The 10,372-nt window shown below is 65.5% G+C and carries 4 protein-coding genes and 1 pseudogene; 4 read left to right on the top strand and 1 reads right to left on the bottom strand.

Going from position 1 to position 10,372, the window contains the following annotated elements:
* From HII36_RS50260 to HII36_RS50245, 4 genes and pseudogenes are all read left to right on the top strand, one after another.
* A pseudogene (locus HII36_RS50260) lies at nt 1-117 on the top strand (IS5/IS1182 family transposase); the annotation flags it as partial.
* Between the two features lie 20 nt (nt 118-137).
* Complete coding sequence (locus HII36_RS50255; RefSeq protein ID WP_173530503.1) at nt 138-593, top strand: hypothetical protein; 456 nt, start codon at nt 138-140, stop codon at nt 591-593.
* The gene (locus tag HII36_RS50250) at nt 590-7,294 is read left to right on the top strand and encodes a DEAD/DEAH box helicase (protein WP_173530502.1); all 6,705 of its coding nucleotides are present in this window, start codon (nt 590-592) and stop codon (nt 7,292-7,294) included. Before HII36_RS50255 ends, HII36_RS50250 begins: the two co-directional genes overlap by 4 nt.
* A complete protein-coding gene (locus HII36_RS50245) occupies nt 7,291-9,597 on the top strand; it encodes a UvrD-helicase domain-containing protein (protein ID WP_173530501.1) in 2,307 nt (768 codons plus the stop codon). The genes HII36_RS50250 and HII36_RS50245 overlap by 4 nt, the downstream gene beginning before the upstream one ends.
* Nucleotides 9,598-9,652: 55 nt before the next feature.
* Here the strand turns inward: HII36_RS50245 and HII36_RS50240 are convergent, their stop codons facing one another.
* Entirely contained in the window at nt 9,653-10,219 is a 567-nt protein-coding gene (locus HII36_RS50240; RefSeq protein WP_173530500.1) for a hypothetical protein, read from the bottom strand.
* Nucleotides 10,220-10,372: the final 153 nt, after the last annotated feature.

Genomic DNA, 10,372 nt, shown 5'->3' with positions numbered 1-10,372 from the left:
AACGCCCAGCTCAAGAGCTGGCGCATTCTCCGCAAGCTCCGCTGCTGCCCGCACAAGGCAGGCCAGCTATGCAAGGCGATCGCCGTCCTGCAGAACTACGAGCTCACCCACGGATGAAAAGGCCTCACTGGAAGAGCATGAAGACAGAACTTCACCATGTCGATCACACCTGGCAACGCGAAACTCCACTCCGCTCCGAGTACTCGCGCCGAGCCGCCCTAGTTGAGATCGACGCTCTCGTCGCCGCTTGGCTTGGTATTGATGCCGACACTCTCGTCTCTATGTATCGGGCACGATTCCCGATCATGCAGGACTTCGACAAGGTCACCTGGTTCGACGCTAACGAGCGGAAGATCGCTGGCGATAGATACACCTACGGTCACGGTCAAGAGAAGGAACACTGGCAGCAGTTGAAGGCATACCTACAAGACCCGGCCAACGTCCCTGTGCCGGAGGGTTATACGCCACCCTTCTGCAAGGCGGATCGAGAGACGGAGATGCGGGAAGCGCACGTTGTCTTCAAGAAGCGGCTTGATGATGCCATCGCCCGTGGTGAGTGGGATCCCGTTAAGCAGGAGGTGCCGAAGCCGTGAGGCCGACGCTTCAGGCGCGGGCACTCAAGGAGAGCCTGCTGCAGTACCTGTCGACGACATACGCCCTCAGCGACGAGGGCGCACGCGAGGCGCTGCACCGGTTTCTCGGGGATGAGACGTCCGGGATGTTCCGCGGGCCGTATCTGCGAATCCGCACGCCCTTCATGGTCGGTGGGGAAGAGTGGCGCGAGCACCTGGAGTGGCAGCGTGAGGGCTTCACGCCGTACGTGCACCAGGCGGAGGCGTTCGCCCGGCTGACCTCCGCGAACGGGCACACGCCCCAGCCGACCCTGATCACCACGGGCACAGGCTCGGGTAAGACGGAGTCGTTCCTCTATCCGGTGCTCGACCACTGCCGCCGGGAACGAGAGGCAGGAAAGGCCGGCGTCAAGGCAGTGTTCCTGTACCCGATGAACGCGCTCGCGACCGACCAAGCCGGCCGCATCAACGACTTACTGACGCAGTACGGCGAACTGCGCAAGCTTTGGGCGGGCCTGTATATCGGGGATCGGGCGGGGACGCAGTACGAGAAGGTGCGTACGCGGCGCTACGACATGCAGTTGTCACCGCCGGACATCCTGATCACCAACTACAAGATGCTGGACCTGCTCCTGCAGCGCGAGGACGACGCCCCGCTGTGGCGAGAGGCGGACATCCAATACGTCGTGGTGGACGAGTTCCACACCTACGACGGCGCGCAAGGCAGCGACGTGGCCATGCTGCTGCGACGACTCGCGTCTGCCGTCGGAATGTCCGAAAAGGGACGTCCGCTGGGACGCATGTGCCCGGTAGCTACATCGGCGACTCTTGCGTCAGGGACAGACGCTGATGGGGCCAAACGCCTTCTGGAGGTGGCGACCGACGTCTTCGGCACGGAGTTCACCGCAGAGTCGATCATCAGGGAGAATCGGCTACCGGTAGAGGAGTTCATCCCGCTCACCGGTGTGAAGATGCAGCGGCTGCCGACACCGGACGAGCTACTCGCACTGCCCGATCCCACGTCCGGCAAGGAAGCGCTGCTCGATCTCATCGAGGCCGTGACCGGCGTCCGCGACGACGACCCGCTCGTACTGGGCGACAACCTGAAACAGCACCTGTTCACGCGGGCAGCGATGCAGGCGCTGGACGGTGAGTTGAAGACCAGCGCTGAGGTGCTGGACATGATGTGGCGTGCGGGAGCCGCCGGTTGGGCGGAAGCGGTGGCCTTGCAGCCGGAGAAGGCGGCTGAGGCGCTCGCCCGATTCGTGGCGCTGCTGTCGTACGCACGTGACCCCAAGTCGCCGCCCGACGAGGAACATCCTCTGGTTCATGTCGAAGTGCATCAATGGGCCCGGTCGGTGTCGCGGCTCCTGCGCGGCGTGCTTCCGTGGCCCAAGGCGGAGTTCCGCTGGGACGTGGCGGGCATGGCCGACGCCAGCTCGACGGACAACGAGCGTATGGCGCCGGTGACCACAGCCACGTCGGGCCAGAGCGCCAATATTTTCCTGCCGGCCGTGTACTGCCGGGACTGCGGACGGTCGGGCTGGGCGGTGTTCTCACCGGAGAGCGACGACCATGAAGTGCAGTTCGACACCTTCAAGATCCGGCGTGCGTCGCTCGGACAGGACAAGGCCCGGGTGCGGAACCTGATCGCGGCTACCGATCGAGAAGCGGGGGAAGGCGCTTGGAGAGGACCGATCTCCGCGGATGCCCGGAAGGTCAACGCCAGCGCGTCCGCTCAAGGCGGCGGCGTGCTGATGATCTTGGATGGCGCGCGCAAACGCCTGCGGCTTCCGGACCCGCTCAACGACTATGCTGAGGACACCAAGGAACCGCGGCTGACAGCGCGCGACTCTGCGTTCGTGCTGGTTCACTTCGGCGGCACGGTGGCGAACACTGCGGCCCAGCAAGACTGGTGCCCAGCGTGTGGAGCGCACAACGCGATTCGCTACCTGGGCACCGGTTCGGCCGCGATGGCGGCGGCCTCGATCACGCAGTTGTTCACGGGCGGGGAACTGGACAAGAAGCTGCGCGAGGACAGAACTCTGATGTTCAACGACTCGGTGCAGGATGCCGCGCACCGGGCCGGCTTTGTGGCCAACCGCTCGTACACGTTCTCGCTGCGCGCTTTGCTGGCCGAACACCTGCGCCACGAGGAGCCGACGGCGCTGAACGACCTCATCGCGAACGTGGTCGAGGCCACCACGGACCAGACCACCCTCGCCGCGGTGGTGCCGCCGGATATGCACGTCTACAAGGGAGTTGAACGGCTGCTGTCAGGTCAGGGACGTGGCGGCACCATTGCGACGTGGCGGCTGATCGGGCAGCGCCTCGCCTTCGAGACGCTGATGGAGTTCGGATTCCGCTCCCGCAACGGCCGCACTCTCGAGTTGACCCGGACCGCCGCCGCACACGTCCGGATCGATGATCCGGCGGCCGTGGTGGCTCTGGCCAGGCGCGTGCACGAGGAGTCCGTGCAGGACAAGGTGCCGTTGATCGTCCAGGACGACGAGCGGTACCTGGCACTCGTACGCATTTTCCTGGAGCGTCTCCGGACGCGAGGCGCGGTCGCTCACAAGTGGCTCAGCAAGTACGTGGACGAAGCTGGCACCAGCCGCTACTTCATCTGGGGCAAGCGTGAGCCCGGGATGAAGGCATTCCCTACGCGGGTCGCGGCGCCGCTGTTCCTGCTGAACCAGACGAAAGCAGGCAGCGAGTTCGACTTCGCCACCGGGCGGCTGTCCTGGTACGAGCGGTGGGCCGGACGCTGCTTGGACCTGCCGCGAGAGATGGCGCCGGAGTTCTGGTCCAAACTTCTGCCCGAACTGTCCGCACTCGGTCTGCTTGCGGTGCGGACTCCGCGTGACACCTCGCTGCGCGTCTACGGTCTCAAACCCGGCAATATCGAAGCCCAACTGCTCGACGACGACCAAGTGCGGCAGGCGTACGTGCGCTGTCCCGTGTGCTTCTGGGAGCAGACGGTTCACCCGTCGCTGCTGGATCAGTGGCGTGAGCAGCCGTGCCCCTCTTATCGGTGTGGGAGGGGCCGTCTGGTCGCCGGCGACCGGCCGGAGGCGCTGGGGAGACACCACCGTGACCGCGACTACACCCGCGACTACTACCGGCGCCTGTACCGGAAGGCAGGCACCTACCAGATCGTCACCGCCGAGCACACCGGCATGCTGACGCGCCCGCAGCGCGAAAGGGTGGAGCAGGCATTCAAACAGGGTGGAGGTTTCAAGGACCCCAACGTGCTGTCCTGCACTCCGACCTTGGAACTGGGCATCGACATCGGCGAACTGTCCGCGGTCGTGCTGGCCGCGCTGCCACGCCGCCCCGCCTCGTACGCTCAGCAGATCGGACGGGCGGGACGTCGTACGGGTAACGCGTTCTTGCTGACGATTCCCGACCGGAGGCGTCGTGACCTGTACTTCCTGGAGCGTCCCAAGGATCTGATCGCCGGCACCATCGTGCCGCCGGGCTGCTACCTCTCAGCCATCGAGATCCTGCGCCGTCAATATCTGGCGCATCTGCTCGACTTGGCTGCCGCTGGGCGACTGGTACGTCCCGATGGCATCGTGCTTCGCGCGCTTCCCCGCAGGGCACCTCATTTGTTCGGCCCGTCCGGTTATCTGGTCGACCTGGTGGAGGTGGCGCTCGCGCACGGCACCGAGCTGGCAGAGGGGTTTCTGGAGCTGTTCCCCACCGGGGTCAACGACTCTGCCAAGGCCGACCTGCGTGCCTATGCCACCCATGGCCTGCGGGCCGCAGTCGAGGAGGCCGAGCGGGAGTGGTTCCGCGGCGAGCAAGCACTGCGCGCCCGGCTGCACGAGATCGACGAGGCCCACGACGAGCTTCACGACTCCGACCCGGACCAGGCACGGCAGAAAGCCGAACTGGACGCCGAGCGGCGTGGCGTCGGACGGCACCTGATGAACCTGGGCGAGACCCCGGCCCAGACCGCGCTGTGTGATCTGGGCCTGCTGCCGAACTACGCGCTGATTGACTCCACGACCACCCTGTCAGCGACCCTGTACGGCGAAGAGGGAACCGATCCCGCGACCGGCAGGCCGATCTACACCTCCGACACCTACACGTACGAGCGCCCCCGGCGCATCGCCCTGCAGGAACTGGCGCCCGGCAACACCTTCTACGTCAACGGCTACAAGCACGAGATCAGCGGCCTGGAGATCGCCACCGGTGGCCGGCAGGAATGGCGGACCTGGCGGGTCTGCCCAGCCTGCGGTTACGTACGGACCGAGAACGCCAAAGACGACCGCTCGGCCTGCCCGCGCTGCAAGGGCGACAACATCGCTGATGACGGATCGTGCCTGTTCCAGGTCATCGAACCCGCCACCGTCACCTCGCGCGACAAGCGGGAGGATGCCCGGATCCGCGACGACAAGGACGACCGGGACCGCCGCTTCTACACGGTGGTGGACGCCGTGGACATGCCGGTGGAAGACATTGAGGATGGCTCGTGGCGGCACGTTCACCAGACGTTCGGCATCGACTACTGCCGGCGGACCATGATTCGGCGGATCAACGTCGGCCCGGTGCGTTATGACGCGCCGGCGCGCGACGACTTCGCCGGGCATCATGTCCGGCTCAATCCGTTCCACGTGTGCACGGCGTGCGGGGCGGCCAGTGCGGATGGGCGGCCGGTCTTCAATCGCCACAACGACGAACTGGACTCTCTGGCAGCCCGCAGTTGGCGGCTCAAGCATCACCGTCCGTGGTGCCCGCTACGGCGCGGTAAGAAGAGCGATGCCAGGGAGGAACGCGTACTCCTCGCTCACCAATTGCAGACCGAGGCCCTGCGCATGCTGCTCCCCGCGGCCACCGCGGACGTGGATGCCAAGGTCCACTCCTTCAGGGCAGCCCTGCGGCTCGGCGTGGACCTGCATTTCGGCGGGGATCCTCAGCACCTGGCGACCACAGTGGCGTCCATGCCTGACCTCGAGACCGGGGAACGTCGCTGGTTCCTGGTGCTCTTCGACTCTCTGCCCGGCGGAACCGGCTACCTGGACCGGCTCCGTGACAGTGACGCCTTCCGCGACACCCTGACAGCGGCGTACGAGATGCTGAAGGACTGCCCGTGCGCGGAGGAGCAGCGCCGGGCCTGTCACCGCTGCCTGCACCGATACACCCCAGAGCCCTTCCAGGACATCGTCTCGCGCCAGTCGGCGCTGACGATGCTGGAGTCCTTGCTGTTCGCGAAAGACGGCGGGTCCGGTTGGGAGACCAGCGAAGTCGATCACACCGGGCTGGTCGGTTTGGACGCGCAGGTGGAGTCCGATCTTGAGGCCCGTTTTCTGGCTGCCCTGCGCGACTGGGTGAAGATTACCGGAGATGCGTCCTTGGACGAGGACGGCCACTCCAGCGGGCATCTGCGCTTCACCGACAGCTCCGGTGTGACGCACTGGCGGTTGACCGCACAGCAACGGGTCCAAGGCAGCGTCAGCGACTTCACGTTCACCCGGGTCGACGGCCCGGTGCAGAGCGTAAAGGTATACCTCGAGGGTTTCCGGTTCCACGCCAGCCGCGAGCACAACCGAATCGCCACCGACGCCGCGAAACGCACGCTCCTGCGCGCCGACGGGAACATCGTTTTTCAGATCACCTGGGCCGACATCGACCTGTTCGAACAGCTGCCAACCCGCACGAGGCCGGTCTGGCCGCCGTATGCGGCTGGTGCGCAGGACCAGGCCAAGTCGGCATACGAGCAGTACGGCGGGCAGCGCGCGCACGTCGCCGGCTCCATCTTCGCCAACCCGATCGCCACCCTGATCGCCTACCTACGCAACCCGGACCCGACCCGCTGGGCCCGCCTGGCGTCGGCCCTGGTCACTGGGCTCACGCGGCAGCCGGGCACCACCACGGTCGCCGCGGCCGGCCGGCGCAGTGAACTCGTCGCGGCTTTGCGCGGCCAGCTGGCGGCTTCCCCTGCAGGAGCACGTCACGACAAACCGGATGAGACTGGTATCGGACCCGTTCACGTCTTCCGCGCGCAGGACGACACGGGGCTGCCCATTGTGTTCGCCGTGGACGCCGTCGATCCGGAGGCTCTGAAGTGGACCGCCCTGGCGATCCTCGACGACAACGACACGGTATTGGACACGGACGAGCACAAGGAACGCTGGCGGTCCTGGCTGTATTGGACCAACCTCACTCAGTTCCTGTCCCTGGCCGGCGGTGACGGCGTCCAGCTCGCGTCCAGCCAGGCCGCCCACTTCAAGGTGGAGGTGCTCGCGATATGCGGCGGGCTTGGCGAACTTGACTCGCTCGCCGGAGCGCCCGCCGTCGTGATCGAGCCGACTGGCCGAGACCTCGGCTCGGCCGCCGAAGCCGCTGCAGCCCAGGCAATCCGCGATGCCGTCTGGGACGAGGACATTCTGGAGATCTTGCGGGAAGAGCCCAACGAGGCACCGGATCTGATCCGTCTCGCGGAGACGCTTGCCGACCGCGGGAAGCAGGCCCCCGTCTTTGGTTACGAGCTGGGCGCCGGCCGCTGGCTGGCTGAGTTCGCCTGGCACATCTCCCATGGCGTCAAGGTGGCCGTGGTCTCCGCTCATCAAGGCGATGATGACGACGAGGCACAGCGGCGTGATGCCGCGTACATCGAGGAAGGCTGGATCGTGCGCACGGCCGCCGAATGGCTCGCCCACCTCGATGAGCTGCTGGAGAAACTTCCCGACGTGAAAGAAGGGGCTGCTCGATGACCGCCCGGCTCAGCCTGTACCGCAAAGCCGAACAGGAGTTGTACAAGCTCGACCGCTCGGTCAAGGGCCAGTTCTACAACTTCTGTCACCACTTCCGAGAGAACCCTGACCAGCCGGGACTCAAAAAGAAGAAGCTCAAGGGCGATTCTCGCATCTGGTCAGCCCGGGTCGATCACGACCACCGGGCCCTGCTCACGCCCATTGGCGTGGACGTGGACGGCACCGAGAGCTGGCTGATCATCGCCGTCCGGCACCGTAAGCATGTCTACGAAGAGCTCCAGGTCGCGGTCAACCGTGTCACCGGCGAGATTGAGTTCGTCGACCTCGCCGTCGTCGGCGACAGTGCGCTGCGCAGGGCTAACATCACCCTCACTCCCTCAGAGCCGGAGAAGGCGGCCACTGAGTTTGTTCCCGCGGCGGAGCCCGAGCCTGAGGCACCGGCGCTGCTGGCCGCGTACGACGCCGAGCAACTACGCGAACTCGGCGTCGCCGACCAGCTGATCGAGCTTGCGCTCAGCGTGACCACGAGTGCCGAGCTCGACCAACTGGTCGAAGGCGCTCCCCTGCTTTCCAAAGACGTCCTCTACGGCCTGGCTGCCGGAATGGACATCGAGGAAGTACGCAAGGAGATCACCGCACCGGTTGAGCTCGACCAGCGGCCCGATCCCGACGACTTCGCCACGGCCCTCAGCCGGACCAAGGTGACCACGGTCGACAAGGACCTGCAAGACATCATCGAAGAAGGCGACTTCCGCGCCTGGAAAGTCTTCCTCCACCCCACGCAGGAGCGCCTCGTCCACCGCCACTTCAACGGCCCTGCCCGAGTCTCCGGCGGCCCTGGCACGGGCAAGACCATCGTCGCCCTGCACCGCGTCAAGCATCTCGCCGAACAACTTCCCGCTGGTCAGAGCAAACCGATCCTGCTGACCACGTTCACCAAGAACCTCACCACTGACCTTCGCCACCGGCTCGCGTCCCTCATCGAACCCGCGCTTCTTGCCCGCATCGACATTGCCCACATCGATCAGCTCGCCGCACGCGTCCTGGGCGAGAACACCGCCCAGGGACGTGCCAAGCAGCGCGTCTACGACCATGTGGCACTGAACGAGCTACGCCAGCTCCTGGCCGAGCTGGGAGATCGGCAGTGGCAGGCCGACTTCCTGTTTGAAGAGTGGGAGCAGGTCATCCTCGGCCAGTCGATCTCCACCCGCTCGGAGTATTTCAAGGCCCGCAGAGCGGGCCGCGGTCAGGCGCTGACCCGCCCTGAACGCAACCACATCTGGAAGCTCATCGAGCAGTTCACCGCTCGCCTCGACCAGCTCGGAGTCGAAACCTGGGGTCAGGCAGCCGAGCGCGCGGCCCGTTTCGAGATCGAACGTGCGTCAAGGGTTCGCAAGCGCCGCAAGGAGATAGAGGAACGAGGTGGGAAGGAGACCATCCACCAAGACAACACCTCCGGCATGAGGTACCTCGACTACCGCTACCGGCACATCGTCATCGACGAGGCCCAGGATCTGCGCCCCGCTCATTGGAAGATGCTGCGCGCCATGGCCGACCCTGATCAGCCCAACGACCTGTTCATCGCCGGTGACACCCACCAGCGCATCTACGATCACCAAGTCGCGCTCGGCGCCCTCGGCATCCACATCCGCGGCCGCGCCTCCCGCTTGACCCTGAGCTACCGCACGACCAAGGAGATCCTCACCGAGGCTCTCCACGTCGTACAGCCCAAGGCCAAGAACGACAAGGTCGCCTACGACGACCTCGACGAGGGCACCGACACCATGGCCGGCTACCGCTCCATCCTTCATGGCCCCAAACCTGACTTCGTCGGTTACGACACCTGGGAAGAAGAACTCGCCGGTCTCACCGCCACCTTGAAAGCCTGGCGCCAAGACCTGTCCACCGACGACCGTGGCGCTCCCCTCGACCCCAGCGGGCGCATCGCCGTTTGCGTCGCCGACCGCGACCTGGTCAGCCAGACCATGTACTACCTGGCTACCAAGGCGGACATCACCTGCGCCGAACTGACCAAAGACGGGCCCAAGGGGGACGGCGAAGTCCACGTCGGCACCATGCACCGCTTCAAAGGCCTGGAGTACCAGCGGCTCGCTGTCGTCGGCGTCAGCGATGGCATCATCCCGCGCACCAGCGTCATCGAACGCCACCGCATCGAAGACCCCGTCCGATACGAGCGCGAACAGCGCAAGGCTCGCTCCCTGCTCTTCGTCGCCGCCACCCGCGCCCGGGACGCCTTGACCGTCAGCTGGCACGGCAAACCCAGCCCGTACCTGCCCATCTGAGCCCGCCAAGCGCTCCGGCAACGTGAACATGCGTCGCCGGAGCCGGCGATCTGCTTTACATCGCGATACCGGATCGGGACAGCGAGCTCGACTCATACCGCAATTGGTAGGTGCGCACTCCCCCGCCGTTCACCCGATAGAGCGTGATCGCGGACAGGAACTTCTCCTTGACCTGTACCGTACGACGTCGCTCATGCTCCCCGATGCTGCTGATCCACTCCTCGATGTGCTCCGGCAGCTTGAAGGTCAACTCGTAGGCGCCCACGGCATCGACAGGTGACAGGGTCCACTCCGCCGCCGCTCCCATGCCGCGCCGCCGGATACGCACCGCATGATCCGGCCTCTCCTCCGCGTACTCCAGAAACCGTCGATGATCCTCCGAAGCCAACGGCAGAATGAACGGCGCGGAAGGAAAACCCAGCAGCAACTCGGCTTCGCTACGCCGCCGCAGCACAGTGGCGAACTCACTAACCGCAGCACTCGCCGCCCGCTTGAACATCCCACCCGCCACAACGGCGGGAGGCAACAGATCCAGCGGCGAGGTCCCCAAAGCACGCCGCAGCTCTGCACGCATCCAGGTCACCGGAAACCGCGCCGACTTCGTCAGGTGCTTTTGTGCCATGCACAAGGTCGACGCCGTGGCTCCAATGAGCTGTTTTCATCCTCGGCGGGCATCTGCTGATCACAGCATGATCGCGAGTCCGGCGTTCGCCTGAAGACGCAAAGAACCCCTGGTAGACGGGTGGATCACCACAATCAACACCGTCACCACCAG

This window comes from Nonomuraea antri, from assembly GCF_013283785.1.
In the GTDB taxonomy this organism is placed as follows: domain Bacteria; phylum Actinomycetota; class Actinomycetes; order Streptosporangiales; family Streptosporangiaceae; genus Nonomuraea; species Nonomuraea antri.
This window is presented reverse-complemented; position numbering and strand designations above follow the sequence as displayed.

What these genes read in the sequence shown, in the direction of transcription:
- HII36_RS50240 (WP_173530500.1), bottom strand. Translation starts at nt 10,219, where the DNA reads ATGGCACAAAAGCACCTGACGAAGTCGGCGCGGTTTCCGGTGACCTGG.
- HII36_RS50245 (WP_173530501.1), top strand. Translation starts at nt 7,291, where the DNA reads ATGACCGCCCGGCTCAGCCTGTACCGCAAAGCCGAACAGGAGTTGTAC.
- HII36_RS50255 (WP_173530503.1), top strand. Translation starts at nt 138, where the DNA reads ATGAAGACAGAACTTCACCATGTCGATCACACCTGGCAACGCGAAACT.